Source organism: Pectobacterium aroidearum (assembly GCF_015689195.1).
Lineage (GTDB): Bacteria > Pseudomonadota > Gammaproteobacteria > Enterobacterales > Enterobacteriaceae > Pectobacterium > Pectobacterium aroidearum.
Genome location: NZ_CP065044.1, coordinates 2,193,474 through 2,219,667 on the forward strand (window position 1 = coordinate 2,193,474; position 26,194 = coordinate 2,219,667).

Genomic DNA, 26,194 nt, shown 5'->3' on the forward strand with positions numbered 1-26,194 from the left:
TGATTATATGCTTTGCCCGCAGTGTGACCTGCTGGTGGAGCTACCTGAACTCTTGCGCGGCCAGAAGGCGACCTGCCCGCGTTGCAAAACGGGACTAACCAGTCGACAGACGGAGCCACGTAAACGGCCGGTTGGCTATGCGGTGAGCGCGTTATTCATGCTATTGCTGGCAAACCTCTTCCCCTTCGTTTCTATGCGTGTGGCGGGAATCACCAGCGAAATAACCCTGATACAAATTCCTAAAGTGATGGTGGCGGAAGACTATGCCAGCGTCGCGACGCTGTTTATGCTTTTTGTTCAGTTGGTTCCGGCCTTAAGTATGCTGACCCTCATTCTGCTTTGCCTGCACGCCTCATTACCGCTGGTGTTGAAAAAAAGCATGGGTAAGATGCTGTTTCATCTCAAAAGCTGGGGAATGGCAGAGATTTTTCTGGCTGGCGTGCTGGTCAGTTTTGTCAAACTGATGGCCTATGGCGATATCGGTATTGGTACCAGTTTTGTGCCTTTTGTCCTGTTCTGTCTGTTGCAACTGCTGGCTTTCCAAAGCCTCGACCGCCGCTGGCTGTGGAATGATATCGTGCCGCCCCCGGCATTACCTGCGCCCCCGGTTCTGGGTAAAAGCGGACTATCGCAAGGGCTGCGTTCGTGCTCATGTTGTACCGCTATTCTGCCAGCCAGTCAGTTAATCTGCCCACGCTGCCACTCACGCGGACATGCTCGCAAGAAGCATAGCCTGCAATGGACGCTGGCTCTGCTGATTACCTCGGTGATGCTGTATATCCCCTCGAATCTGCTGCCGATCATGGTGACCGAAGCCTTCGGCGATCGCATGGGATCGACGATCATGTCGGGTGTTATTCTGCTGTGGGGAATGGGATCTTATCCTGTTGCGATGGTTATTTTTGTCGCCAGCGTCATGGTGCCATCGCTAAAAATGCTGGCCTTAGGCTGGCTTTGTTGGCAGGCGAATGGCAAAACCAAAAAAATGGAAGACAGCGAGCGGATGCATGTCATCTATGAGATGGTTGAGTTTGTTGGACGTTGGTCGATGATTGATGTGTTCGTGATTGCCGTCCTGTCTGCGATGGTGCGCATCGGTCGCCTGATGAGTATTTATCCCGCCGTTGGGGCGGTGCTGTTCGCGGCCGTGGTGATTTTGACCATGTTTGCCGCGATGATGTTTGATCCCCGTTTGTTGTGGGATCGTCGCAATGATGTTCTTCATAAGGAGCCTGCCGTTGGCGAAAGATAATCATGCCGTTGCGGATGTAGAAACGATTAAACGCTGGTCGCCGGTCTGGATTGTGCCGATTGTCACGGTGCTAATCGGCGTCTGGATACTGTTTTACCACTTCAGTCATCAAGGGCCACAAATCACGCTGATGACCAGCAACGCCGAGGGCATTGAAGCGGGCAAAACCGCCATCAAAAGTCGTAGCGTAGACGTTGGGGTGGTAGAGAGCGTGGTACTGAGCGACGACCTTCATCAAGTGGAAATCAAAGCGCGTCTGCATGATGGCATGGAGAAACTGCTAAAGCAGGACTCCGCTTTCTGGGTGGTGAAACCACAAATTGGCCGGGAAGGGGTTTCAGGTCTGGGGACGCTGCTATCCGGCGCTTATATTGAGCTCCAACCCGGAGCCAATAAGGATGAGAAACGCGAGTTTACTTTGCTGGATGCGCCGCCGCTGGCCTCGCCGGATGCGAAAGGCATCAGGGTAATACTGGATAGCGATCAATCCGGGCAACTGAATGCGGGCGATCCGGTTCTGTTCCGTGGCTATCGGGTGGGATCGGTGGAAACCAGCGAGTTCGATCCGAAAGCGCGCAAGATGCGCTATCAGCTGTTTATCTCAGCACCGTATGACGGGTTGGTTACCAGCAATGTTCGTTTCTGGAAAGACAGCGGCGTTGCATTTGATATGTCGGCACAAGGCATGCGTGTCGAAATGGGCTCGTTGACCACGCTGTTCAGCGGTGGCGTCAGCTTTGATGTCCCAGCAGGATGGGAACTGGGCGATGCGGCCAAGACCATGGCGCAATATCGGCTCTTTGATAGCCAGCGTAGCATTCAGGACTCGCTGTATACCGAATATAAAGAGTATCTGCTGTTCTTCAGCGAATCGATCCGGGGCTTACAGGCGGGAGCACCGGTTGAATTCCGTGGTATTCGACTGGGCACGGTTGCCGAAGCGCCGTTTTTCCCAAAAAATATGAAGCAAGATCTGGATGATGATTATCGCATTCCGGTGCTGATTCGTATTGAACCCGATCGGTTCGAGAAGAAGATTGGCGGCTCGTTTGATTTTGAACAGCACCTAAAACAAGCACAATCGTTGGGACTACGCGCCTCTATGAAGTCGGCTAACCTCCTGACGGGAGCGCTCTACATCGATTTCGATTTTTATCCAAAAGAGAAAGTGGATAAAAAGCTATTGGTTCTGGATGGCTACCCAATTCTGCCTACCATTGACGGCGGTCTGTCACAGATTCAGCAGAAGCTGATGGCCGTGCTCGATAAGGTGAACAACCTGCCGCTGAACCCGATGATTAATGAAGCGACGAAGACGCTGTCGGAAAGTCAGGCGACGATGCGTGAAATGCAAAAAACGTTGGCGACGCTAAACAAGCTCACGTCCAGCAAAGCGATGCAGGACCTGCCGGAAGATATGCAAAAAACACTGCTTGAACTGAATCGTAGCATGAAAGGCTTCCAGCCCGGCTCGCCAGCATATAACAAGATGGTGGCGGATATGCAGCGGTTAGATCAGGTGTTGCGGGAGCTACAGCCTGTGCTGCGTACCCTGAACGAGAAAAGCAACGCATTGGTGTTTGAGGCCTCGGGTAGTCAGGATCCTCAGCCGAAGAGGGCGAAATAATGATGAAAGCATGGACACTGGTTCTGGCGCTGGTATTGAGCGCGTGCAGCAGTAGCAGTACGCAGAAAACGTATTATCAACTGCCGATCATCGCGGATACCAACACAGTGCAGGCTGCGGTGATTCAGGGTCACCCGCTTTGGGTTGAACATGTCAGCGTGGCGGACTATCTCGTCAATGCGGGATTGGTCTACCAGACTAACGATGTGCAGTATGTCATTGCCAGTAATAACCTGTGGGCCAGCCCTCTGGATCAGCAATTGCAGCAGGCGCTGGTGACTAATCTAGGGCATAAATTGCCCGGTTGGGTTGTGACCACACAGCCGCAAGGAAGCGATCAGGCAGTGTTGAACGTGTCGGTTACGGGTTTTCACGGCCGCTATGATGGCAATGCTGTCGTGCGCGGAGAGTGGATGCTGACCTATCAGGGAAAAGTAGTTAAACGCTCCTTCAGCGTAGTACTACCACAAACGGAAGATGGCTATGACGCACTGGTCAGAACGTTGGCACAAGGCTGGCAGCAGGTTTCCCAGTCGATTGCCCAGCAGGCCGTGACGCTGAACTAAGCGTTAGCCATGCTCTGCATCATCCGATTGTGATTTGAAAACACGAAGTCCCCAAGACAGGTTTCTCGTTAATCAGGCCCTAAGAATGTAATGCTGTGATTGCATTATGTTTTTAGGGCTTTTTCATTATTTTCAATTGGTTATGATCTTTTGTGATGTAGGAGGGAAAATTCCTATTTTGGATCACAAATATGACACTGGCGTGAATTTTGCGCCTTGACCTTTGGCGACAGAATCGGTATTGATAGTCTGTGGTTGCTTATAAAGTAATCATTGTTTTCTTTCCACCAGATAAATAATGAGGGAAATAAGGCATGAAGAGACAGAAACGCGATCGCCTGGAACGGGCTCATTCACGTGGTTATCAAGCAGGTATTGTCGGTAGACCAAAGGAGTTTTGTCCTTATCAATCCATTAATGCCCGGTCCTACTGGTTGGGAGGCTGGCGAAAAGCCATGGAAGACAGGGCTGTTACCGCTTAGCGCGCCTTGTCATTAGAGGGAACGCCTCCGCTTTTGCGGAGGCTTTTGTTTTTTAGGGGCTAAATACCCGATTCTTCTTCTCCCTGCGTATTGATGTCGGGCCAACGACGACACCACCAACCGGCAGAATCAACGAACATAATCGACAAATGCGCTCGGGAAGTCTGAGGCCTCGGATAGCGCCCTGAGATCTTGCCATTTCCGTAACGTTATTTACCTATTAATTTCGATTTCGATCATTTTATTCATGATTTTTAGTCTTTATTGCTCGATATCGTCTTTAAATTGAGCGAATAAGGTGATTTTTCATTATTTTTTGTTAAAAAATCTATCATTACTACCTGGATGGTATGGTTCGGAGCGGCAATGTAGTGTAATTTTTTGTTCGGAATTTTCTGAAAAGCTGTTAGAGAGAAAAATATCGTGAAATTACGAACCAGAATTGCACTGCTATGCGGTACGACCTTGTTAGGGATGTTAATTTTATCCGCGGTGGCGCTGAATACGCTCTATAACACGATGATGAGCGAACGCGTCGGCCAGCTTTCTACGTTAGTTCAACTGGCTCATTCGGCGGCACAAAAAGCGTATGACCTTGAAAAAAGTGGTCAGTTGTCGCATGAGGACGCAGAAAAAGAGGCCAAACGGACGATCGGCAATTTCCATCAGGGCGATCGCTATTTCTTTGTGCGCGGTTACACGAATGATGTGAACTACGTTCATCCTAATCCTAAGCGTATTGGCATTGTCGATGCCAATGGGGGTAAAGAAGCGGGGGAACGCTATCGTGCTTCGCTTCAGGGCAATACGATCGGCACCGTGATTGCGGAAGGGACGCGCCCAGGGCAGCAGAATAAGGTTGAGAAGCTTTATGCCGTCATCAAATTCGAGCCTTGGGACTGGACGATTGGCTACGGCGATTACATTGACGATATCCAGCAAACATTCTGGCGTAATGCGCTGATCCTGCTGTCCTTAGGGCTGGTTCTGCTGTTAATCATTTCTGCATTTGCGTGGAATATGTTCCGTACGCTGATGCGTCAGCTCGGCGGTGAGCCTCAGTATGCCGTGGATGTCGTACGCGAAATTGCGGGAGGTAATTTACGCGTCGATGTTGAAACAAAGCAGGGCGATCAAACCAGTATTCTTTACGCTATTCGCGCGATGCGCGACAACCTGTCTCATCTGGTTAATCAGGTTCGCAGTAGTACCAACTCCATTGCTACTGCTTCAACACAAATCGCATCAGGTAACGGCGATTTGTCTGCGCGTACCGAATCACAGGCTAGCGCATTAGAACAGACGGCTGCGGCAATGGAACAGCTGACCGCGACGGTGAAACAGAATGCGGACAACGCCCGTTATGCGAATGAGCTCGCGGTATCAGCGTCGGATGTGGCGGTGCGTGGTGGTGATGTTGTCAGCCGGGTTGTTGTGACGATGGACTCCATCAGCCTGTCGTCATGCAAAATTGTGGATATTATCGGCGTTATCGACAGCATCGCTTTCCAGACAAACATTCTGGCGCTGAATGCGGCGGTAGAAGCGGCACGCGCCGGTGAACAAGGACGTGGCTTCGCGGTGGTCGCGAGCGAAGTCCGCACATTGGCGCAGCGCTCGGCATCCGCCGCCCGGGAAATTAAAGGCCTGATTGATGACTCTGTTGCTAAGGTGGGTGAGGGCACGGACTTCGTGAAGCAGGCTGGCGATACAATGAATGAAGTGGTTGAAAGCGTACACCGCGTAACGTCCATGATGGGTGAAATCAGTGTGGCGAGCGCGGAGCAGCGTTCTGGGATTGAACAGGTTAATCTTGCGATATCGCAGATGGATCAGAGTACTGAACAGAACGCTGCGCTGGTTGAAGAAGCGCTGGCGGCGGCACACTCGCTGAGCGAGCAGGCACAGGAATTGTCACGTACCGTTGAACAGTTCCGCGTCGATGAGTCAGCAGGCAGCTATCTGGCGCTGGGGGCAAGATAGCTGTAACAAAATGGCGGGGTTTAGGGACTACTCGAACCCTGCCAAGGCTTCTCATCCGTTCCAACGGTATAAAAGAAAACGCCCTTAACTTGCGTTAAGGGCGTTTTCTTTTATATGGCGGTGAGGAAGGGATTCGAACCCTTGATACGTTTTCACGTATACACACTTTCCAGGCGTGCTCCTTCAGCCTCTCGGACACCTCACCGTGGTCTCGCTGCATCGCATATCAGCGGACGGCGCTAATGTAGGTAAATTGCCGAACAGCGTCAACAAACTTCTGCATTCAATACGCGCAATTAGCTAAAGTTAGCGCAATTTGTTGCTTTGCTCACCATTTTTGCTCTTGTCTTCGTTCATTCCCTTTCGTTATGCAAAAAAACAATGTTTCATTTATGTTAATCATGCGTTGTAATTTCGCTCACTGGCTGCGGAATACCCCCGAAAATGGTATGCTGACTGGCAAACGTTGACCCAGGAGAACCTATGTATCCCGTCGATTTACATATGCACACCGTTGCCAGCACGCACGCTTACAGTACCCTGCATGACTACATCGCTGAAGCACAGCAGAAGAATATTCGCCTGTTTGCTATTACCGATCATGGTCCGGATATGGCGGATGCGCCGCATTACTGGCACTTCATGAATATGCGCGTTTGGCCGCGTCTGGTTGATGGCGTCGGTATCCTGCGCGGTATTGAAGCAAATATTAAAAACATTGAAGGCGATATCGACTGCACCGGGCCTATGTTGGATCAGGTGGATGTCATTATCGCGGGCTTTCATGAGCCGGTTTTTCCACCACAGGATAAAGAAACGCATACCGCTGCGATGATCGCGACCATGGCGCGCGGTGACGCGCATATCATTAGTCACCCGGGCAACCCGAAATATCCTGTCGATATCCGTGCAATTGCGGAAGCTGCGGCGAAATACAATGTTGCGCTGGAGCTGAATAACTCCTCTTTCATGCATTCACGCAAAGGCAGCGAACCAAACTGTCGGGCGATTGCTGAAGCCGTGCGTGATGCCGGTGGGTTACTTTCTTTAGGTTCTGATTCCCATATCGCGTTTTCTCTGGGAGACTTTACCCACTGCGAACGTATTTTGCAGGAAGTAAATTTCCCGCAGGATCAGATATTGAATGTAAGCCCTCGGCGCGTGTTGGATTTCCTCGAACAGCGGGGAATGCCTGCTATCGCTGAACTTGCTGATTTGTGACATTGTCACTTAAAAATGCTGTCACTTAAAAATACTGTTACTTAAAAAACAAACAGGGTTATCAATGAACGAATTTTCTATTGTGTGCCGCCTATTGGGCACGCTGTTTTATCGCCAGCCACAGGATCCTTTGCTGACGCCACTGTTCACGCTGATTAAAGAGGGGAAGCTGGCGCAACATTGGCCGCTGGAGCAGGATGCCTTGTTGGCCCGTTTGCAAAAAGGACTGGATTTACCTGCGATGGCGGCGGACTATCAGGCTCTGTTTGATAGCGAAAACGGCTCAGTTTCGCCGCTGCGTTCGTCCTATGAAAGCGATGCGGATGACGCAGAAATTCGTACCTTTTTGCAACAACGTGGCATGCCGTTAAATGACGGCGCAGTTGGTCATTTTGGTAGCTTACTGCTTGCGGCATCATGGCTGGAAGATCAGGCACAGGAAGACGAAACGACGGCACAGATTACCCTGTTTGATGAATATCTCTTGCCGTGGAGCGATCGTTTTCTTGGGAAAGTGGAAAGCCATGCGACTACCGCGTTTTATCGTACGCTGGCGATCGTGTGCCGTGAGGCGCTAGAAGCCATGCGAGATGAATTGGGTGAAAGCGACGACGAAGAAGACGAGTCAGAAACAGAAGAATAATACGGTGGTATGAAACCCCGCAGTATGAAACCTTGCAGTATGAAACCTAGTGCGCCGATAGCAGACATAGTGTGTGCTATCGGCGAGTAACTATTAGTCAGTAAACAGGATAACGATCTGGCCAGGTTTGATTTCGATGCCTTTCGCCATCTTCTTCGCCAGCGATTCCGTCGTGCTCTTATCTGCATTCAACACGTAAGCCGGTTTTTGGTCAAAATAGCTTTTTAGCGATTGATTGAGGTAAGGGCTTAGCGTTTTCATTACCGTCTGCATTTTTTCCGGCTGAACGGTGTAATCGACCAGTTCCATGTCTTTCAGGTAAATCGCGCCCTGAGTTTTATCAAATACCGGCTGCGCTTTCAGCGTTAGCTTCATATCGGCAGCCTGATTGCCTAACAGGGACGAAATATCGACCTTCGCATTGCCCGCTAGCGTGACTTTCCCCGGTTCAGCCCGGCCAATCTGGCTGGATAGCTCGGTTAACACGATATGCGCATCCACCACGCCAGGCACGCCAAGCTGTTTCTGGTAATCATTGTGCTTTTGCAGGTACTCATTCACTTCCTGTTCACTGAGCGTGTATTGCGTGAGTTTATTACAGCCGCTGAGTGTAAAAGCCAGCAGCACTGCGGCTGCTGCCATCCATCCTGATTTTTTCATTATTCTGACCTCTTAATGCTATTGACGCGCACAATCTACTCATCAGTGGCGTGTGTTCATACGGGTAATCTATTTGTGTGAGCAGTCAACACGAATTACACATCGGCAGCGTGCGCTTGATGTGCAGGGTAAACAATAGGATAGCACTGAAATAGCGGGAAAACGCCGCCTCACGACGAAGCGGCGGAGTAAAATCGAAGGGTTAGATTGCCAGACTGCTGAGTAGCGTGACCTGAGTCTGTTTCGCCATGTTATCCCGATAGGCTGCAACGCGCGAAGGGGGCGTGACACCCGCAACGACAGACAGCGATCGGAGCAGCGGGAAGAGGTCGATATCGTCCGTTGATAGTTCCCCGTTGCAGGCGTTTGGCTGGACAATCAGCGGATCCAGATCCTGTAAGTCATTGTTCAATTTCTTAATCAGCCCCTGAGAATGACTCAAGTGGTCAGCAAAATTGCCTAGTTGCGCTTCCTTCTTATTAATAAAGTATTGCCGGGCGGAAGCGGAGGCAAATTCTTCAAAGGCAGCCTGAGCAAAGCGAGGGATAATCAGACGTGGCGTATATTCGGTGACTTTGCGCAGCCAGGCGGTGATGGCGGGATTGGTGGAGCCGGTCAGCAGCGGCTTGCGGTCGTAATTATCGATGAAATGAACAATGTCCATGCTTTCAGGCATATGGCTGCCATCGTCTTTTTGCAGAATGGGCACCATTTTCTGACCGATCAGCCGCTCTGGTGTCGCGGTGTCATCGTTCGCCAGTATTTGTAATTCGACAGGGAGATTTTTCAGGCCGAAGATCATGCGTGCTTTAACGCAGTAGGGACAGTGATCGTAAATGTAGAGCTTCATACGTTGTCTCCTTAATCACAGGGTATAGACAAAGGCCGCGGTGCGGCCACGCGAGTAACCCATCATCAAACAAAGTAAACCGAGCGTGTGAGAAAGCCCGCGACTGAACAATTGTTTGAATGTATTAGGAAAGTATAGAAGGGCATTACCGACGAGATCAAACTCGTCGGTAAAATTCAGACTAATGACCACCCAGCATGGCAGGCTCGATGCGGCGTTGATTGAACTGCCAGTATAGTGCGGCTAACGTCAGGAACCCGATAGTGCCGAGCATAAACCACGGCAGTTCTGGCTGGTTCAACGCATGTCCGGTATCGAATAGCCAACCGCCGCCGCTGTAGCCAATCGCGCCGCCGAGCGCCAACCCAAGCCGACTGAACCCCATATAGCTGCCTCTGGCTCTGGCATCCGCCAGCGAGGCGCTCAGGGTTTCACGCGCGGGTTCGGCGATAATCGATCCAATGTAAAACAGGCAGATCAGCATCAGCAGGGTTTGTAGCTCTGTCGTCATCCCGATAGGGAACATACTGACGGACATAATGAACAGCCCTGCCATCAGGCGCTGTTCCAGCCGGAAGCGCTTTTCGCTCCAGCGGGCGATAGGGTACAACAGCGTCAGCGAAAGCGCTGCTTCAATGGCGTACATCCATTTCACCGCAGACGGCGTTCCGGCGATTTCGTTGACCATAATCGGCAGCATCAACAGCACCTGTACGGCCAACATGTAGTAACCCGTCAGCGTTAACACATACATCAGGAAACGGCGGTCGCGAATAACGCGTGTGAGGCCTTCCAGTATTGGCGTCTTGACTGTTGAGATGCGATAGGCTGGCAGCAGCCAGGCATTGAGCGCCGCCGCGAGTACGAAGATGACCGCCCCTGTCCAGCAGACGATCTCAAAATCATACTGGAGCAACCAACTGCCAATGAGGGCGCCGATAACAGCGCCAGCGCTATCCTGCATCATTAACAGCGAGTAAAAACGGCCGCGTTCCTGCGGACGAATCAATTTGATGACCAGTGCGGTGCGCGGCGGATCGAAGAGCGTGCCGCCGAGGCCGGATAGCGCACAAGACAGCCAAAGCAGCCAGGGTTCGTCGGCAATTGCCATGAACACAAAACCGGAGGCGCGTAGGAGCATCCCGGTAATAATCATCGGTTTGGCGCCAAACCGGTCAGCAATGGCCCCGCCGAAAATACCGAGCCCTTGCTGAATAAACTGACGCAATCCCAATGCGATACCGACTAATAATGCCGCCCAGCCGAGATCGTCGACAAAACGAATGGAAATAAGGGGGAAGACAACAAAGAATCCCAGAACCACCAGCATATTATCGAGTAATAAAAAATATTTACCCAAGCTCCGAGCTTGCGACATCAGAGGCATGTTTCACCACAACGAAGAAAGGAGGAAAATAACAGACGTGACTATTTTGTACTCTAATTCGACTTTGGTATAGCCTATTGTTGGATAATATTTTTTTATCGATTTAACGTTATCCGGGTAGCATTTCAGCGAGAAAAAACGGCTTTCCTGATTCAACTGCGCAATAACTCGGCGACGAGGATTTTACGTCTCTGAATTTATGTGGTTATAGTAAGGATTATCGGAAATGCCGATATTTTCTGCTTATGTGGAATAATTACTTTTTCAGCGGCGATGAATTTTACTTATCGATAACATGGAGAGGCAGGGGGAAAAATGTTTGGCTACCGTTCAACACCAGCAAGAGTGCAATTGACAACCGACAGGCTGGTGGTGCGTCTTGCCCATGAGCGCGATGCATGGCGTCTGGCTGAATACTATTCTGAGAACCGTGATTTCCTTAAGCCGTGGGAACCTGTGAGAGACGCCAGCCATTGCTACCCATCAGGCTGGCAAGCACGTCTGAGCGTTATTAACGATATGCACAAGCAGGGCAGCGCCTATTACTTCCTCCTGTTGGATCCGAATGAAAACGAAGTGTACGGCGTGGCTAATTTTAGCAACGTACTGCGGGGATCGTTTCACGCCTGCTATCTGGGCTATTCGCTCGGTCAGAAATGGCAGGGGCAGGGGCTGATGTATGAGGCGCTGCAACCAGCAATACGCTATATGCAGCGTCAACAGCACATGCATCGCATCATGGCCAACTATATGCCGCATAACCAGCGTAGCGGAGATTTGCTGGCGCGTTTGGGGTTTGAACGTGAGGGCTATGCGAAGAATTATCTGCTCATTGACGGCAAATGGCAGGACCATGTATTAACCGCGCTGACCAACGCAGAGTGGAAGTCTCCGCGTTAAGGAAAAATGATGAAATACCAACTAGATACTCGTGAAGCTCGCGTGATTGGCTGCATGTTGGAAAAGCAGATCACGACCCCGGATCAATACCCGATGTCGTTAAACGGCATCACCACGGCCTGTAATCAGAAAACTAATCGTGAACCCGTGATGGAACTGAGTGAAAGCGAAGTGCAGCAAACGCTGGATTTACTCGTGAAGAAGCATTTTCTGCGCACGCTTAGCGGTTTTGGCAATCGTGTCGTGAAGTATGAACATCGTTTTTGCAACTCTGAATTTGGCGACCTGAAACTCTCACCGGCGGAAGTCGCACTGGTGACGACGCTTCTCCTGCGTGGGCCACAGACGCCAGGTGAACTGCGCACTCGCGCGGCCCGGCTGTATGAGTTTTCAGATGTTAGCGAGGCGGAATCCACGCTTGAACAGCTGCAACAACGCGACGATGGCCCGTTTGTCGTTCGGCTGGCGCGGGAAGCGGGTAAGCGAGAAAGTCGTTATCGGCACCTTTTCAGCGGCGACGCCAGTGATGCTGCTGCTCCTGAAGAAGAAGGGACGGGCGACAATTCACATCAGTTGACTGAGCGGGTTGAGACGTTAGAGAAAGAGGTCGCGGAACTCAAACGTCAGCTTGCCGCGCTGTTAGCGTAATGGATCGGTATCTGGGAGAAAAATCGTTATGAAGCCTCAGATTACATCTGCGGAACGTGTCTCAGAGCAGAACATCGCTACCGAGCGTCCTCGTATCGGTGTTATCGGGTTGGGGTCTATCGCGCAGAAAGCGTATTTGCCGATTCTCAGTCAGGCCGAGCGCTGGGAACTAGTCGGCGTATTTTCTCCTGACCAACAAAAGACGCAGCGGATTTGTCAGCACTATCGAATGACGAGTTTCTCTGCGCTGGATGAGCTGGCTGCACAATGTGATGCCGTTTTTGTGCACAGCAGTACCGCCAGCCATTTTTCCGTGGTGAGCCAACTGCTTAAAGCTGGCGTCGATGTTTATGTGGACAAACCGCTGGCAGAGACGCTGGAGCAGGCGGAAGCACTGGTCGAATTAGCAGAGCAACGGCAAAAAATTCTGATGGTCGGCTTTAATCGTCGTTTCGCGCCGTGCTATCAGCAGCTAAAACAGCGGCTGGATCAGCCGGCATCTCTACGCATGGATAAACACCGGATTAATGGTATTGGGCCACAGGATGTGCGTTTTACTCTGCTGGATGACTACTTGCACGTGGTCGATACGGCGCTCTGGCTGGCGGGTGGCGATGCCCAACTGATTGATGGCGTTTTGCATGCTAATGCGGACGGTCAATTGCTGTATGCCGAGCACCATTTCCAGAGCGGTAGCTGTCAGGTGACGACCAGCATGCATCGTCATGCCGGAAGCCAGCGAGAATGGGTTCAGGCCGTGACCCATGGCGGGCTCTATCAGGTGGATGAGATGCGTGAATGGCGTGAAGACCGTGAAGGTGTGACGCTCCGCCCGGCCGTGCCATCCTGGCAAACCACGCTGGAGCAACGTGGGTTTGTCGGTGCAGTGCAGCATTTCATGGCGGCAATTGAACAACGGAAACCAGCGGAAACATCCGGTAACCAGGCGTTGCTGTCGCAGCGCATGATTGAAAAATTGCTGGGAAAAAGCTGAAAAGTTCAGCGGTTATGACAATGCGCGGTAGCTATTACTCGCGCAATGCGTAGACTAATCGCACCTCGCAATCAGGATGACCTTAACGGGTTACTAATCGGTCCTGAACCGTTCAGAACATAATCGGATGAATTTACTTAAATCACTGGCTGCCGTCAGTTCCATGACCATGCTATCGCGCGTCTTAGGGTTCGTGCGCGATGCGATCGTCGCTCGTATTTTTGGTGCCGGCATGGCGACGGATGCTTTCTTTGTGGCGTTCAAACTGCCTAACCTGCTCCGCCGTATTTTCGCAGAAGGCGCATTCTCACAGGCGTTTGTGCCTATTCTTGCCGAATATAAAAGCCAGCAGGGTGAAGAGGCCACGCGAACGTTCCTCGCTTATGTTTCCGGTATGCTGACGCTGATTCTGGCATTGGTCACCGTTGCGGGAATGGTTGCCGCGCCCTGGGTTATTATGGTGACCGCTCCCGGTTTTGCCGCGACGCCAGAGCGCTTTGAACTTACCTCGGCTCTGTTAAGAGTCACGTTCCCCTACATCCTGCTGATTTCGCTGACCTCTATGGTGGGGTCGGTGCTCAACACCTGGAACCGTTTCTCGGTGCCGGCGTTTGCCCCGACATTGCTTAACGTCAGTATGATTGGCTTCTCGCTGTTTGCCGCGCCGTATTTTAACCCGCCGGTAATGGCGTTGGCCTGGGCGGTGTTGGTTGGCGGTTTACTGCAGCTCGGCTACCAGTTACCGCATCTGAAAAAGATTGGCATGCTGGTATTGCCGCGCCTGAAATGGCGGGAACCGAGCGTCTGGCGAGTCATGAAACTGATGGGGCCTGCGGTTTTGGGTGTCTCGGTAAGCCAGATTTCACTCATTATCAACACTATTTTCGCGTCCTTCCTCAGCGAAGGGGCGGTGTCATGGATGTATTACGCCGATCGACTGATGGAGTTTCCTTCCGGTGTTCTGGGCGTGGCGTTGGGAACGATCTTACTCCCGTCGCTGGCGAAGAGTTTTGCCAGTGGCAATCATGACGAGTACTCCCGTCTGATGGATTGGGGGCTCCGCCTGTGTTTCCTACTGGCGCTGCCGAGTGCGGTCGCATTAGGTATTTTGGCTCAACCGTTAACGGTGTCGCTGTTCCAGTACGGCAAATTTAGCGCCTTTGATGCGCTGATGACTCAGCGGGCGCTGATAGCTTACTCGGTTGGGCTGATGGGATTGATTGTCGTTAAAGTGTTAGTACCTGGCTTTTATTCCCGACAGGATATCAAGACGCCTGTCAAAATCGCGATAGTCACGCTGATTCTGACGCAGGTCATGAACCTGATCTTTATTGGTCCGCTGCAACATGCGGGTCTGGCGTTGTCCATCGGTCTGGCCTCCTGCCTGAATGCAGGGCTGTTGTATTGGCAACTGCGTAAGCAGGACATTTTCCAGCCACAGCCGGGCTGGAAAGGTTTTCTGGTGCGTCTGCTGGTCGCGGTGATCGTGATGTCGCTGGTTTTGCTGGGGATGCTGTGGTGGATGCCCGCGTGGGATGACGGCAATATGACGATGCGAATTCTGCGTTTGCTGCTGGTTGTGGTCGCGGGTGCGGGCTCTTATTTTGCCACACTGGCGCTGTTGGGATTCCGCCCTCGGGATTTCGCCCGCCGTAGCGTGTAACAACGGCAAATCGTTATTCGGTTGTTTTTTGCCTGCAACGCAAAACGCCATTGGTGGCAGCACCAATGGCGTTTTGTTGTCAATCGACGGACAAGCTTTCAGTCGATGGAAGATTACATCTTCTCGACGGTTTCGATGCCCAGCGTATCCAGACCTTGCTTCAGCGTTTTCGCCGTCAGCAGCGCCAGTCTCAGACGGCTCTGACGCACGTCGTCACTTTCGGCATTGAGGATCGGGCAGTGCTCGTAGAAACCAGAGAACAGACCCGCCAGATCGTACAGGTAGCTACACATCACATGTGGAGTACCTTCACGGGCGACGGAGGTGATGGTTTCTTCAAACTGCAGCAGGCGTGTAGCAAGGGCAAACTCGCGCTCATCGCTCAGCGTAATCGGCTGCGTTAAGCTGTCTTCCTGTATTCCCGCACGTTTGAAAATAGACGCGACGCGGGTGTAGGCGTATTGCATGTAAGGTGCCGTGTTGCCTTCAAACGCCAGCATGTTGTCCCAATCGAAGACATAGTCCGTCGTGCGACTCTTCGACAGATCGGCGTATTTGATCGCACCGATAGAAACCACTTTCGCCAGCGCGCTTAACTCATCACTTTCCATTTGTGGATTTTTCTCTGCGATGAGTTTCAGTGCGCGATCGTAGGCTTCATCTAACAGCTCGGACAGTTTGATCGTCCCGCCTGCACGCGTTTTGAATGGCTTACCGTCTTTGCCCAGCATCATACCGAACATATGATGTTCCAGACTGACGGAGTCAGGCACATAGCCAGCTTTACGCACGATGGTCCAGGCCTGCATTAAATGTTGATGCTGGCGGGAGTCGATGTAGTAAAGCACGCGATCGGCATTCAGGGTTTCATAACGGTATTTGGCGCAGGCGATATCCGTTGTGGTGTAGAGGTAGCCGCCATCCTTTTTCTGGATAATGACGCCCATCGGTTCGCCTTCCTTGTTTTTATATTCATCAAGGAAAACTACCGTTGCGCCTTCACTTTCTACCGCCAGACCTTTTGCTTTCAGGTCGGCAACGATACCCGGCAGCATGCTGTTGTACAGGCTTTCACCCATCACATCCTGCTTGGTCAGCGTAACATTGAGGCGTTCATAGTTGATCTGGTTCTGCGTCATGGTGATATCGACGAGCTTGCGCCACATCTGACGGCAATATTCATCACCGCCTTGCAACTTCACTACGTAACCGCGTGCGCGCTCGGCGAAATCAGCGTCATCATCGTAGTGTTTCTTCGCTTCACGATAGAATGCTTCAAGATCGGACAGGTCCATCTCACTGGCATTTTCGTTTTGCATTTTTTCAAGGTAGGCAATCAGCATACCGAACTGCGTACCCCAGTCACCGACGTGGTTGGCACGAATAACATTGTGACCTAAAAACTCCAGCGTACGAGCGGCAGCATCACCAATAATGGTTGAACGCAGGTGGCCGACGTGCATTTCTTTCGCGACGTTGGGGGCAGAGTAGTCAATCACGATCGTTTGTGGTTCAACCGGTGTTAAACCTAATTTCGGTGCATTCAGTGCGTTCTCAACCTGACTCGCCACCCACTGCTTATCGAGAAAAATATTAATAAATCCCGGGCCTGCGATTTCTGTTTTTTCCGCAATGCCCTCCAGCGCCAAAAGCTGGACGACTTTTTCGGCCAATTGTCGCGGCGGCATGCCCAGTTTTTTTGCCACGGCCATGACGCCATTGGCCTGATAATCACCAAACTGTGCTTTTGCCGACTGACGAATCTGAGCTTCGCTGTCTGCTGGCGCGCCCGCGGCGGTTAACGCCTGGCTGACTTTTTCGGAGAGAAGAGCCTGAATATTCACCGGTTTACCTTAAATAAAAAATTAAGCCTTGCTTATACCATATTTGCCTTTCCTCGTCAGCAGACGGGGAGGGGCAACGGGACGTTCAGGCGAAAAAACACCCGCAAGCAGGATATGAAAAGGGAGCGATGATAGGGGAAAAACAGATAAGGAGAACACGACAAAAAAGAGAATGTAGTTTTAGGTAGAATAAAAATAAATAAAAATTACGGCCTTAACGTTTTCTGGATCGATTATTTACACCAATTTTATGTGAGTCTCTGGTTTTAAAATGACGAAAAATAGCGTATGCCGCAATAGCGATAAGCGCGATGGATATAATGAGTAAAACCATGATGATATCTCTGCGTTATTATTTGTGTTCTTAATTTATACGTTTTCTTTTAGGCGTTCAATGGGGCATCTATTATTTAAGATTCCTCCCAGAATAGGTTGCGAGACGTATCGCAGATTAACGCCGAGTAAAAAACATTTACGTTTATTAATCAAACAGCAGGGTTGTCTTTTCTTTGCATTTAATGCGTTTCATGTAACGAAGGTGTAAATAATTGTACAAGGGGAAAAGTAGAATTTAATTAGAATGCGCCACGGGTATGATATTCTCACTGCGTAAATGGTTATTGATAATGTGAGATGCCGCAAGGAGTTTTACCCGATATGTTACCCAATGATTTGATAACGGATTTAGCACGTTTTGAGCAGGAGTTACAGGAATTGGCCGATGTGCTACAGCTGGATTTAAGTGCATTTCATGCTGACCATATCTCTCTGCGTTGCCATCAGAATACAACGGCTGAATCCTGGAAGGCGGCGCTGTTAAAACGTGGCCGTTTGCTGTCTGAAAATCAGATCAATGGTCGCCCAATCTGCTTGTTTATACTGGATAATGCCATTCCGGTCGGCCCGTGGCAGATGACGTGTGTCGAGCTACCGTGGCCGGGGAAAAAGCATTATCCGCATGAAGGGTGGGAGCATGTGGAACTCGTGCTGCCTGGGGATGTGGAAACACTGCATCAGCGTGCGTTAGCCTGCTTGTCTGATGATGCGCTGCGTACGCCGGGCATCAAACTTAAATTCAGTTCTCCGCAAGGCGAAAAAGAACGCATGCCTAATCCGACGCTGGCGGTCACCAACGGGAAAGTGACAATAAAATTTCATCCATGTGATATACGCGATGTCGTCGCGAGCGAAATGTCTTCATGATGAAAATAGTAAAGCACTCGTATGCAGAGTAATCAGAAAGATAACATTGGCTGAAAGGTAAAATGACATGTCACATTATTCACGCCATTTTCTTCTACTTTATACCCTAAATAATTCGAGTTTCAGGACAAAACGAGTTCGTTTTGAATAACGCGGCGAGAGAGGGACAAATTCGTCGGGAACGAATTTGACCAGCCAACGGCTGGCCTTCGGTGAGAGACAGGACGTCTCTCATTTCATCCCGATGAGCTTACTTAGGTAAGTGATTCGGGTGAGTGAAGGTAGCCAACGCACCTGCAATTTGAAGTATGACGGGTATAGAACAGATTAATAAAACTGTGGATTATGTCATGTTTATTTCGGCAATGTATCGCGTTCATTGTGACTCCTGTCTCCTCACGATATGAATGTGAATGCCATAGTTATTACTTTAGTCGGTCTGATGATTCGCCGATTTTTCGCTAAAGAAAATAGTCTGAGAGTTTACATGGAGGAGCAGCGATGACGAAACTGGAAGTATGCTGTTATAGCGTTGATTGTGCCATAACAGCAGCGCAGTCTGGGGCTGACAGAATTGAACTCTGTGCAGGACAACGAGAAGGCGGATTAACGCCATCCTATGGCGCGCTGCGTAGCGCTCGTGAAAAAGTCGCGATTCCCGTTCACCCTATTGTGCGTCCGAGAGGCGGCGATTTCTGCTACAGCACGATGGAATTGGCTGCCATCAAATATGACATTGAACAGATTCGCGAGATGGGGTTTCCTGGCGTCGTTGTAGGCGTACTCAATGAAGAAGGGCACATTGATTTGCCCAAAATGCGCGAAATCATGGCGGTGGCTCAAGGAATGGCGGTGACCTTTCATCGTGCGTTTGATATGTGCCTGAACCCTTATGTTGCGCTGGAACAACTCACCGACCTTGGCGTATCGCGCATATTAAGCTCTGGGCAGCAACAAACGGCAGAAAATGGGCTGCGGTTATTACGTGAACTAACACAGGCCAGTCGCGGTCCAATTATTATGGCAGGTTCCGGCGTGCGACTGACTAACCTGCACAAATTTCAGCAGGCGGGTATTCGAGAACTGCACAGCTCCGCCGGGCAGTGGACGTCATCCCCCATGCGTTATCGCAAAATCGGTGTGTCGATGTGTTCTGAGACGGAGTTAGATGAATTTAGCCAGTATTGCGTGGATGGTGATGTGGTGGCCGCAATGAAACGGGCGGTGAGCCCCGACCGTGAAATGCAGTACGTGTCATAACGTAAGGCGTTTCACGGTGTAGTAGCGATATAGGTATTGCTATAAACAGCATTGCAATCAACACGACATCGTCATTCTTCGATTTTGCCGCGCAGCATACCATTCGGTTTGCATGGCAAGTACCAGGCCCCAGCGTGTTGCTGGGGCTTTTTTTGTCGCATGCAGTCATTTAGGGTTGGTAGATGCCGGGTTTACGTGCAACCAAGACGGCGCGTACCGGTGCGGGGTAGCCTTCCACCGTTTTTGACGGATCCTCAGGATCGAGGAATTCCGCCAGTGACTCTGTGATCATCCAGTCTGTCCGCCGCTGTTCCTGCGTTGTCGTTGTGCAGACATCGACGACGCGGACATCAACAAAGCCGCATTTTTCAAGCCATGTGGTCAAGGCCGCAGCAGAAGGAATGAAATACACATTGCGCATTTGCGCGTAGCGTTCTCCCGGTACCAGCACCTGGTTTTCATCGCCTTCAATGACCAGCGTTTCCAGCACCAGTTCACCCCCCGCCACCAGTTGATTCTTTAATTGCCACAGGTGATCGAGCGGGGAACGGCGGTGATACAGCACGCCCATCGAAAACACCGTGTCAAACGCCGCCAGTTCGGGGAGTTGCTCAATGCCGAGTGGTAAAACGTGCGCCCGTTGATCGTCACCGAGCAGTTTACGTACAGCTTCAAACTGACATAAGAATAATTGCATAGGGTCGATACCGACCGCCATCGTGGCGCCTTCACCGACCATCCGCCACAGGTGATAGCCGCTGCCGCAGCCTACATCCAAAATCAGGCGATTCTTCAACGGGCTGATGTGCGGGAGTACACGCTGCCATTTCCAGTCAGAACGCCATTCCGTGTTGATATCCACACCGTAAAGCGAAAAGGGGCCTTTACGCCAGGGCATCAGGTTACGCAGCAGCTTTTCAATGCCTTCACGCTGCCCCTCTGAAATATCGGGTTCCATGCGCGCAGTGACGCTGTCGTTCAAATCCAGAGTGGTTGGCGTCAGCGAGGGGAGATGTTCCAGCGAGTTAAACCAGAGTTTAAACTTACCGTGCAAGGATTCCTGCTGCCAACTGCTGAGCTGTGAAGGCAGCGTGTTAAGCCAGTGGCTGAGCGGGCCTTTTGCGATTTGCTGATAAAAATTGCCGAAATCGATCACGCCTTTTCCTCTGCTTTCACGGCTAATAACGAACCAAAATTAAAACATTGAAACCAAACTTCGCTGTGCTCAAAACCGGCGCTTGCCAGCCGAGCCTTATGGGCTTCTACCGAATCGGTCAGCATGACGTTTTCCAACATACTGCGTTTCTGACTGATTTCTAACTCGCTGTAGCCATTTGCTCGTTTGAAGTCGAGGTGCATGTTAAACAGTAATTCGCCGACGTCTTTGTCCGTAAAATTGAATTTTTCAGAGAGGACGAGCACGCCGCCGGGATTTAATCCCTGATAAATACGTTCGATGAGCACCTGTCGCTGGGAAGGTTCCAAAAACTGAAGCGTAAAGTTCAGCACCACCATAGACGCATTTTCGATATCAATGTTCAGAATATCGGCTTCTATAATCTCGACGGGAGTGTCGGAACGAAAAGCGTCAATATGGCTGCGGCAGCGTTTCACCATGGCCGGGGAATTGTCTACCGCGATAATTTTGCAACCTGGAACATGGATATTGCGTCGCATGGACAGCGTAGCTGCACCCAGCGAGCATCCTAGATCGTAGACGTGGCTATCCGGGCGGACGAACCGTTCTGCCAACATGCCAATCATCGAGATGATGTTGGAATAGCCGGGTACAGAACGTTGGATCATATCGGGAAAGACGTCAGCAACGCGTTCGTCGAATGTCCAGTCGCCTAAATTGGCAATTGGCACAGAAAAAAGCATATCGCGGTTTGGCATGGCAGAAGGTGCACTGAGAGTGATAGTAATTAAAGAGGGCATATTCTAGCAGAATACACCGTGGCCTTCACCTTTCACATTGTGTAGACGCATAGTGTGGACGCGTTTTTTGATTCCCGGGCGCATAAAGATTCGTACGACCGGGAGGGCAGGCATCGTGCTTGTTTCCGCTATCAATACAGCGTGAAAACCAGATCCCAGGGGAGATAATAGAGGTTTGCTGCAATCATCAGGATGAGTGAGGCATAGGTTGCTGCCATACCTGAACGCCGCCAGCGAAATTCACGGTGCCGGAGGCCGTAGTAGTGAACTAAACGTCCGGTAATCAATAAAATACCGCAAAAATGGATCATGATGATAAGGGCGCCGTTCATTTCCATCAGCACCAGCAAAATCGCCGCAATCGGGATATATTCGACCGCATTGCCATGTACCCGGATCGCCGTTTGCAATTCATAAAATCCGCCGTCGCCGTATGCAACGCGATACTGCATTCTGAGCTTCACAACATCAATAGACAGCTTTATCAACAAGATTGCGCCAAGCACGATATAGAGCGCACTTACCATGTTTTACTCCGTAACCTAACCGAAAACGGCTTGCAGAATAATAGCTTTCCCTAACGCAACTGTCGCCTGTAAAGGCCGATTTTTTTAGCGGAAATGCGTTGCGTTGCGAAAGGGTTTATAACCAAACGGGCTAACACCCGTCAGTTGGTGGATCAAAAGAGCGTCGCCTGCTGTGGCCAATCCGGCTGGGGTGGCAAGGTTGGGTCAATCTCGGCGAGTAACGGCCAAAGCTGTTGTGCCAGCGGCGGGGCATCACCGATATCCGGCGTGTGAATAAAAAAGAAAGGATTGGCTTCACGCCACTGCGGCAGCTTGTTACGCCATGACTCGAACCAGCGAAGATTTTCTTCCGGCGTTTCACTACCGATAAAGCGGATCAGCGGCTGTGTGGCCGTGAGCACGGCGTGTACCGGCACGCGAGGCTTCTTACGCTGGGCTTCACGCATGGCGGCACTGTCTGGCGCGGCATGATGAACCGGTCGACTGTCGAGAATCACGCGATTAATGCCACGCTGCTGTAGCCCCTGATTCAGTGCGCGCTCCTCATCGCCTTTGGCAAAAAACAGCGGATGACGAACTTCCACGCCGTAGCCGAACCCCTGCGGCAAAGCATCAAGAAAACGCCACAGAACGGGCAACTGCGAGGGACCAAAGGCGGCAGGGAGTTGCAGCCAGAGCTGTCCGATACGGTGTTCAATCGGCTCCAGGCATTGATAAAAGAGGCTGACATCGCTGTCACAATTTTGTAGGGCAGCTTTATGACTGATCGTTGAGGGAAACTTGAAGCAAAAACGAAAGTCATCATGCGTCATATCACGCCAGCGTAAGACAACCTCGCGTGAAGGCAACGCATAAAAGGTCGTGTTCCCTTCCACGCAGGTAAAATAGCGGCTGTAATCAGCAAGATCGTTTAACCCCAACCGACTCCAGGCAGAATGCTGCCATTGTGGTAATCCGATGTACATCATCGCACCATAACTTCATTGAGCTTCACGTAGGATGGCGGTGATTATCGCGTAATTGTCAGGACTGCGCGAGTGAGCCGAGAGAAATCGTTTATAAAATCTCATCCGCCCACTGTGTTGCCTCCATGATCATGGTGAAGAAGTTTTCTTCATCGATACCCAACTGGATTAAAAGTTGCTCAAGTTCTTCCCATTCTTGTTGTTCATATTTAGAAATTAACGTCAGATAAACCGCCAGCTCACCAGTATTTTCTAATAAGCTCTGGTTAATTTTTTCCGATAGGGCGATTTGCGAGAGCAATAGAGGCATCGGCGAATCTAATACGGCATCAAGCAGTGACAATAATCCGCACAAAAATGCATCGGTGGTATCCTCCTTCACATTAAAAGAGGCATACAATAATTCGAAGAATCTGGCGCGAATTAAGCTGGTACGATAAAGCTCGCTGGGTTTATTTTCGTTACTATTAGTAATGCTGATCAATGAGACAAAACGTTTAAGCTCCCGTTGCCCAAGGAGCATTGCCATGGAACGGAAAGACATTGATGTCGCGGTAATGCCAAAGCGGGTGTTGTATTTGATATTGGTGATGTGGCGCATCAATTTATAATAAAGCGAGAGATCGGCACAGACCAATTCTTCGATCGTGGCATAGTTGATTTCAGGCTTATTGACTTCTCTCAGTAGCCTGATGGTATTGCTGGAGTTATTGACCAGTTTTTTCGATCTGATCATCTCTGGATGGCTGAAAAAATACCCCTGAAATAGTGAGATACCCAGCTTTTTGCTTTGCAGATATTGCTCATGTGTTTCTACTTTTTCGGCCAGATAGGTTAATTTACGCTGTGCAGTTCTGTTGATGAAATTTTCAATATCACCAAACGTCGACAAGGTTAAATCAAATTTGATGATGTCGATGTAAGGCAAAAATCGATCCCAATCTGAATCCATCGAAAAATCATCCAGTGCAATTCTGAAGCCTTTTCTTTTTAGTTTTTTTACGGCGACAAAGAGATCGTTGTCGGGGATCGCATTTTCCAGAATCTCGATAACGACCTTTTCCTGTGGCAGGACTTCAGCCTGACCGTTGATCAGCATCTGGTGGGGAAAATTAATATAGTAAGGCTGCTCAGCCACGGATTTTGTCAGCGGATTAGTTAAAAATTGATCGGAAATGAGCTGTGCGGTTGCAAACTCAGGACTGACGTCAGGAAATCTATTGGTGACGTCCATGCGAAAAAGGAGTTCGTAGGCAACGGTTTGGAGGTGTTGATTTAAAATAGGTTGGCGGGCAACAAATGAATACATAGTTGTTCTCCATGTAAACCATACGCATTTGCCAATAATGGGAATGCGTTTTTTATTAAAATTTTTATAAAAATAAGCAGTTACTTGGTAATTTTAGCAGGTTTTATTAAAAGAGAAGGTCGGTTTCCGTAAATCCTCACGCTGTGCGTATTGGTGAGTTCTGTCTCTTTGGGCTGAGGCGTCGCGGTTTTTCGGACGCTCACTTTTGCAACAACTCAGTGCTGATTGGTGAACATTTCGTTAACCGGAAAGGAAATTTCATAAAAAGAGTAGGCGGCTGCGTCGCAGAGCGTTACCTTCATGCTTATCGTTCGGGCGAATATCCTTTATAATAGCCGCCTTTTTTCACCGGACAGTAACCCAGAAAAACCATACCGTGCAGCGAAAATGCCACTGTTTTTGTGCTGTGATCTACCGTGAAAAGTGATCTACCGTGAAACGTGTGAGCTGGCGGATGAGTAAAAGGACATCGTGATGCGTACTAATTATTGCGGGCAGTTGAATTCGTCCCATGTGGGCCAGGAAGTGACATTGTGCGGTTGGGTTAACCGCCGCCGCGATCTGGGTGGTTTGATTTTTATTGATATGCGTGACCGCGAAGGGCTGGTTCAGGTGTTTTTTGACCCAGACCGTCAGGACGCATTTAAACTGGCATCCGAGTTGCGTAACGAGTTCTGCATCCAACTTACCGGTGTAGTACGCGCCCGTCCAGAAAGCCAAATCAACAAAGATATGGCGACGGGTGAAGTCGAGATTTTTGCCAACGCCCTGACGATCGTTAACCGCTCTGAAGCGCTGCCGTTGGATTCAAATCAAACCAACACTGAAGAAGCTCGTCTCAAATACCGTTATCTCGATTTGCGCCGTCCTGAAATGGCGCAGCGCCTGAAAACGCGTGCCCGTATTACCAGTTTTGTTCGTCGCTTTATGGATGAGCACGGCTTCCTGGATATCGAAACGCCAATGCTGACGAAGGCGACGCCGGAAGGCGCGCGCGACTATCTGGTGCCGAGCCGCGTACATAAAGGTAAATTTTATGCGCTGCCGCAGTCTCCACAGCTGTTTAAACAGCTGCTGATGATGTCCGGTTTTGACCGTTACTATCAGATCGTCAAATGCTTCCGTGACGAAGACCTGCGTGCTGACAGACAGCCAGAATTTACCCAGATCGATGTGGAAACCTCTTTCATGACCGCGCCGCAGGTGCGTGAAGTGATGGAGAAACTGGTGCGTGAACTGTGGCTGGACGTGAAAGGCGTCGATCTGGGCGATTTCCCGATCATGACGTTCGCAGAGGCGATGCGTCGTTTCGGTTCCGATAAGCCAGACCTGCGTAACCCGCTGGAACTGGTTGACGTTGCCGATCTGGTTAAAGACATCGACTTTAAAGTGTTCTCCGGCCCGGCAAACGATGCCAAAGGCCGCGTTGCCGCTATCCGCGTACCGGGTGGCGCACAGCTGAGCCGTAAGCAGATTGATGAATATGGCAAGTTTATTGAAATCTATGGCGCGAAAGGTTTGGCTTATATCAAGGTCAACGAGCGTGCTAAAGGTCTGGAAGGCGTTCAAAGCCCGGTAGCGAAATTCCTGAATGCAGACATGCTGTCAGCGTTGTTGGATCGTACTGCCGCGCAAGATGGCGACATTCTGTTCTTTGGCGCAGACAGCGCGAAAGTGGTCACCGATGCGCTGGGCGCGCTGCGTCTCAAACTGGGCCGCGATTTGAGCCTGACGAAAGACGACAGCTGGGAACCGCTGTGGGTCGTCGATTTCCCAATGTTTGAAGAAGATGGTGAAGGCGGATTGGCTGCGATGCACCACCCGTTTACCGCGCCGCGTGACATGCTGCCTTCTGAGCTGGCTGCCAACCCGGTTTCGGCGATTGCCAATGCCTATGACATGGTGATTAACGGTTATGAAGTGGGCGGTGGTTCGGTACGTATTCACAACGGTGATATGCAGCAAACTGTGTTCAGCATTCTGGGCATTACCGAACAAGAGCAACGTGAGAAATTTGGCTTCCTGCTGGATGCGTTGAAATATGGTACGCCGCCGCATGCGGGTCTGGCGTTTGGCCTTGACCGTCTGGTGATGTTGCTGACGGGCACCGATAACATTCGTGATGTTATCGCCTTCCCGAAAACGACGGCTGCAGCGTGCCTGATGACGGAAGCGCCAAGCTTCGCCAACCCGGCCTCGCTGGAAGAGCTTGCCATTGCGGTTGTCGTGAAAGGGAAAGCGGCTCAGGATGGAAAATCCGAGAACGAATAAG

Annotated in this window: 23 protein-coding genes and 1 tRNA gene; 14 read left to right on the top strand and 10 right to left on the bottom strand. The window is 50.6% G+C overall.

What is annotated here, in order from left to right:
- Positions 1 to 7 precede the first annotated feature (7 nt).
- The 5 genes from pqiA (at position 8) to I2D83_RS09835 (ending at position 5,910) form a co-directional block, all read left to right on the top strand.
- The gene (gene pqiA, locus I2D83_RS09815) at positions 8 to 1,252 is read left to right on the top strand and encodes a membrane integrity-associated transporter subunit PqiA (protein ID WP_241007296.1); all 1,245 of its coding nucleotides are present in this window, start codon (positions 8 to 10) and stop codon (positions 1,250 to 1,252) included.
- Positions 1,212 to 2,879 carry an intermembrane transport protein PqiB gene (gene pqiB / locus I2D83_RS09820; RefSeq protein ID WP_413232269.1) on the top strand — a complete coding sequence of 556 codons (1,668 nt, stop codon included), beginning with the start codon at positions 1,212 to 1,214 and terminating at the stop codon, positions 2,877 to 2,879. The genes pqiA and pqiB overlap by 41 nt, the downstream gene beginning before the upstream one ends.
- The gene (pqiC, locus tag I2D83_RS09825; protein ID WP_181828422.1) at positions 2,879 to 3,445 is read left to right on the top strand and encodes a membrane integrity-associated transporter subunit PqiC; all 567 of its coding nucleotides are present in this window, start codon (positions 2,879 to 2,881) and stop codon (positions 3,443 to 3,445) included. The genes pqiB and pqiC overlap by 1 nt, the downstream gene beginning before the upstream one ends.
- A 314-nt stretch (positions 3,446 to 3,759) precedes the next feature.
- The gene (gene rmf / locus I2D83_RS09830; protein WP_010276992.1) at positions 3,760 to 3,927 is read left to right on the top strand and encodes a ribosome modulation factor; all 168 of its coding nucleotides are present in this window, start codon (positions 3,760 to 3,762) and stop codon (positions 3,925 to 3,927) included.
- Positions 3,928 to 4,350: 423 nt separating this feature from the next.
- Positions 4,351 to 5,910: a methyl-accepting chemotaxis protein gene (locus I2D83_RS09835; protein WP_205948014.1), complete on the top strand. Its 1,560-nt coding sequence runs from the start codon at positions 4,351 to 4,353 to the stop codon at positions 5,908 to 5,910.
- A gap of 115 nt (positions 5,911 to 6,025) precedes the next feature.
- Here I2D83_RS09835 and I2D83_RS09840 read toward each other — a convergent pair.
- Positions 6,026 to 6,115, bottom strand: a tRNA-Ser gene (locus I2D83_RS09840).
- Between the two features lie 278 nt (positions 6,116 to 6,393).
- On the opposite strand from I2D83_RS09840, the gene I2D83_RS09845 reads away from it, so the two are divergent.
- Positions 6,394 to 7,131: a phosphatase gene (locus I2D83_RS09845; protein ID WP_194430108.1), complete on the top strand. Its 738-nt coding sequence runs from the start codon at positions 6,394 to 6,396 to the stop codon at positions 7,129 to 7,131.
- A 64-nt stretch (positions 7,132 to 7,195) separates the two neighbouring features.
- Complete coding sequence (locus tag I2D83_RS09850) at positions 7,196 to 7,774, top strand: TorD/DmsD family molecular chaperone (RefSeq protein WP_015840046.1); 579 nt, start codon at positions 7,196 to 7,198, stop codon at positions 7,772 to 7,774.
- Between the two features lie 93 nt (positions 7,775 to 7,867).
- Here the strand turns inward: I2D83_RS09850 and I2D83_RS09855 are convergent, their stop codons facing one another.
- The 3 genes from I2D83_RS09855 to mdtH all read right to left on the bottom strand — a co-directional run bounded on the left by I2D83_RS09855 (position 7,868) and on the right by mdtH (position 10,671).
- Positions 7,868 to 8,434 (bottom strand): lipoprotein, encoded by a 567-nt coding sequence (locus I2D83_RS09855; protein WP_015840047.1) that lies wholly within the window; start codon positions 8,432 to 8,434, stop codon positions 7,868 to 7,870.
- 202 nt (positions 8,435 to 8,636) lie between these two features.
- Positions 8,637 to 9,284, bottom strand: coding sequence for a glutaredoxin 2 (gene grxB, locus I2D83_RS09860; protein WP_205948015.1), 648 nt, complete (start codon positions 9,282 to 9,284; stop codon positions 8,637 to 8,639).
- A gap of 181 nt (positions 9,285 to 9,465) precedes the next feature.
- Positions 9,466 to 10,671, bottom strand: coding sequence for a multidrug efflux MFS transporter MdtH (mdtH, locus tag I2D83_RS09865; RefSeq protein ID WP_015840049.1), 1,206 nt, complete (start codon positions 10,669 to 10,671; stop codon positions 9,466 to 9,468).
- Between the two features lie 315 nt (positions 10,672 to 10,986).
- Between mdtH and rimJ the strand changes: the two genes are divergently transcribed.
- The 4 genes from rimJ to murJ all read left to right on the top strand — a co-directional run bounded on the left by rimJ (position 10,987) and on the right by murJ (position 14,876).
- Complete coding sequence (gene rimJ / locus I2D83_RS09870; RefSeq protein ID WP_015840050.1) at positions 10,987 to 11,571, top strand: ribosomal protein S5-alanine N-acetyltransferase; 585 nt, start codon at positions 10,987 to 10,989, stop codon at positions 11,569 to 11,571.
- A 9-nt stretch (positions 11,572 to 11,580) separates the two neighbouring features.
- Entirely contained in the window at positions 11,581 to 12,219 is a 639-nt protein-coding gene (locus I2D83_RS09875) for a YceH family protein (protein ID WP_180776938.1), read from the top strand.
- A 28-nt stretch (positions 12,220 to 12,247) separates the two neighbouring features.
- On the top strand, positions 12,248 to 13,213 hold the full coding sequence (locus tag I2D83_RS09880) for a Gfo/Idh/MocA family protein (protein ID WP_205948016.1): 966 nt from the start codon (positions 12,248 to 12,250) through the stop codon (positions 13,211 to 13,213).
- Positions 13,214 to 13,340: 127 nt separating this feature from the next.
- Positions 13,341 to 14,876: a murein biosynthesis integral membrane protein MurJ gene (gene murJ / locus I2D83_RS09885; protein WP_205948017.1), complete on the top strand. Its 1,536-nt coding sequence runs from the start codon at positions 13,341 to 13,343 to the stop codon at positions 14,874 to 14,876.
- Between the two features lie 113 nt (positions 14,877 to 14,989).
- Here murJ and argS read toward each other — a convergent pair whose 3' ends face one another.
- Positions 14,990 to 16,720 (bottom strand): arginine--tRNA ligase, encoded by a 1,731-nt coding sequence (gene argS / locus I2D83_RS09890; protein WP_015840054.1) that lies wholly within the window; start codon positions 16,718 to 16,720, stop codon positions 14,990 to 14,992.
- A 657-nt stretch (positions 16,721 to 17,377) separates the two neighbouring features.
- On the opposite strand from argS, the gene I2D83_RS09895 reads away from it, so the two are divergent.
- Both I2D83_RS09895 and cutC read left to right on the top strand, forming a co-directional pair.
- Positions 17,378 to 17,923, top strand: a complete 546-nt coding sequence (locus tag I2D83_RS09895; RefSeq protein WP_181828426.1) for a VOC family protein — start codon at positions 17,378 to 17,380, stop codon at positions 17,921 to 17,923.
- Positions 17,924 to 18,424: 501 nt separating this feature from the next.
- Positions 18,425 to 19,183 (top strand): copper homeostasis protein CutC, encoded by a 759-nt coding sequence (cutC, locus tag I2D83_RS09900; RefSeq protein ID WP_015840056.1) that lies wholly within the window; start codon positions 18,425 to 18,427, stop codon positions 19,181 to 19,183.
- 169 nt (positions 19,184 to 19,352) lie between these two features.
- Here the strand turns inward: cutC and cmoB are convergent, their stop codons facing one another.
- From cmoB to I2D83_RS09925, 5 genes are all read right to left on the bottom strand, one after another.
- A complete protein-coding gene (gene cmoB, locus I2D83_RS09905) occupies positions 19,353 to 20,339 on the bottom strand; it encodes a tRNA 5-methoxyuridine(34)/uridine 5-oxyacetic acid(34) synthase CmoB (protein ID WP_180776933.1) in 987 nt (328 codons plus the stop codon).
- Positions 20,336 to 21,079, bottom strand: a complete 744-nt coding sequence (gene cmoA, locus I2D83_RS09910; RefSeq protein ID WP_182099630.1) for a carboxy-S-adenosyl-L-methionine synthase CmoA — start codon at positions 21,077 to 21,079, stop codon at positions 20,336 to 20,338. Before cmoA ends, cmoB begins: the two co-directional genes overlap by 4 nt.
- A gap of 173 nt (positions 21,080 to 21,252) precedes the next feature.
- Positions 21,253 to 21,648, bottom strand: coding sequence for an MAPEG family protein (locus tag I2D83_RS09915; protein ID WP_014915147.1), 396 nt, complete (start codon positions 21,646 to 21,648; stop codon positions 21,253 to 21,255).
- Between the two features lie 152 nt (positions 21,649 to 21,800).
- Positions 21,801 to 22,613, bottom strand: coding sequence for a DUF72 domain-containing protein (locus I2D83_RS09920; protein WP_080516295.1), 813 nt, complete (start codon positions 22,611 to 22,613; stop codon positions 21,801 to 21,803).
- 91 nt (positions 22,614 to 22,704) lie between these two features.
- Entirely contained in the window at positions 22,705 to 23,922 is a 1,218-nt protein-coding gene (locus I2D83_RS09925; protein ID WP_015840060.1) for an EAL and HDOD domain-containing protein, read from the bottom strand.
- A 474-nt stretch (positions 23,923 to 24,396) separates the two neighbouring features.
- Between I2D83_RS09925 and aspS the strand changes: the two genes are divergently transcribed.
- Positions 24,397 to 26,193: an aspartate--tRNA ligase gene (gene aspS, locus I2D83_RS09930; protein ID WP_181828429.1), complete on the top strand. Its 1,797-nt coding sequence runs from the start codon at positions 24,397 to 24,399 to the stop codon at positions 26,191 to 26,193.
- Position 26,194: the final 1 nt, after the last annotated feature.

Coding starts and splice junctions, on each gene's coding strand:
- pqiA (WP_241007296.1), top strand. CDS start 8: ATGCTTTGCCCGCAGTGTGACCTGCTGGTGGAGCTACCTGAACTCTTG.
- pqiB (WP_413232269.1), top strand. CDS start 1,212: ATGATGTTCTTCATAAGGAGCCTGCCGTTGGCGAAAGATAATCATGCC.
- pqiC (WP_181828422.1), top strand. CDS start 2,879: ATGATGAAAGCATGGACACTGGTTCTGGCGCTGGTATTGAGCGCGTGC.
- rmf (WP_010276992.1), top strand. CDS start 3,760: ATGAAGAGACAGAAACGCGATCGCCTGGAACGGGCTCATTCACGTGGT.
- I2D83_RS09845 (WP_194430108.1), top strand. CDS start 6,394: ATGTATCCCGTCGATTTACATATGCACACCGTTGCCAGCACGCACGCT.
- I2D83_RS09850 (WP_015840046.1), top strand. CDS start 7,196: ATGAACGAATTTTCTATTGTGTGCCGCCTATTGGGCACGCTGTTTTAT.
- I2D83_RS09855 (WP_015840047.1), bottom strand. CDS start 8,434: ATGAAAAAATCAGGATGGATGGCAGCAGCCGCAGTGCTGCTGGCTTTT.
- grxB (WP_205948015.1), bottom strand. CDS start 9,284: ATGAAGCTCTACATTTACGATCACTGTCCCTACTGCGTTAAAGCACGC.
- mdtH (WP_015840049.1), bottom strand. CDS start 10,671: ATGCCTCTGATGTCGCAAGCTCGGAGCTTGGGTAAATATTTTTTATTA.
- rimJ (WP_015840050.1), top strand. CDS start 10,987: ATGTTTGGCTACCGTTCAACACCAGCAAGAGTGCAATTGACAACCGAC.
- I2D83_RS09875 (WP_180776938.1), top strand. CDS start 11,581: ATGAAATACCAACTAGATACTCGTGAAGCTCGCGTGATTGGCTGCATG.
- I2D83_RS09880 (WP_205948016.1), top strand. CDS start 12,248: ATGAAGCCTCAGATTACATCTGCGGAACGTGTCTCAGAGCAGAACATC.
- murJ (WP_205948017.1), top strand. CDS start 13,341: ATGAATTTACTTAAATCACTGGCTGCCGTCAGTTCCATGACCATGCTA.
- I2D83_RS09895 (WP_181828426.1), top strand. CDS start 17,378: ATGTTACCCAATGATTTGATAACGGATTTAGCACGTTTTGAGCAGGAG.
- cutC (WP_015840056.1), top strand. CDS start 18,425: ATGACGAAACTGGAAGTATGCTGTTATAGCGTTGATTGTGCCATAACA.
- cmoA (WP_182099630.1), bottom strand. CDS start 21,079: ATGCCAAACCGCGATATGCTTTTTTCTGTGCCAATTGCCAATTTAGGC.
- I2D83_RS09915 (WP_014915147.1), bottom strand. CDS start 21,648: ATGGTAAGTGCGCTCTATATCGTGCTTGGCGCAATCTTGTTGATAAAG.
- I2D83_RS09920 (WP_080516295.1), bottom strand. CDS start 22,613: ATGTACATCGGATTACCACAATGGCAGCATTCTGCCTGGAGTCGGTTG.
- I2D83_RS09925 (WP_015840060.1), bottom strand. CDS start 23,922: ATGTATTCATTTGTTGCCCGCCAACCTATTTTAAATCAACACCTCCAA.
- aspS (WP_181828429.1), top strand. CDS start 24,397: ATGCGTACTAATTATTGCGGGCAGTTGAATTCGTCCCATGTGGGCCAG.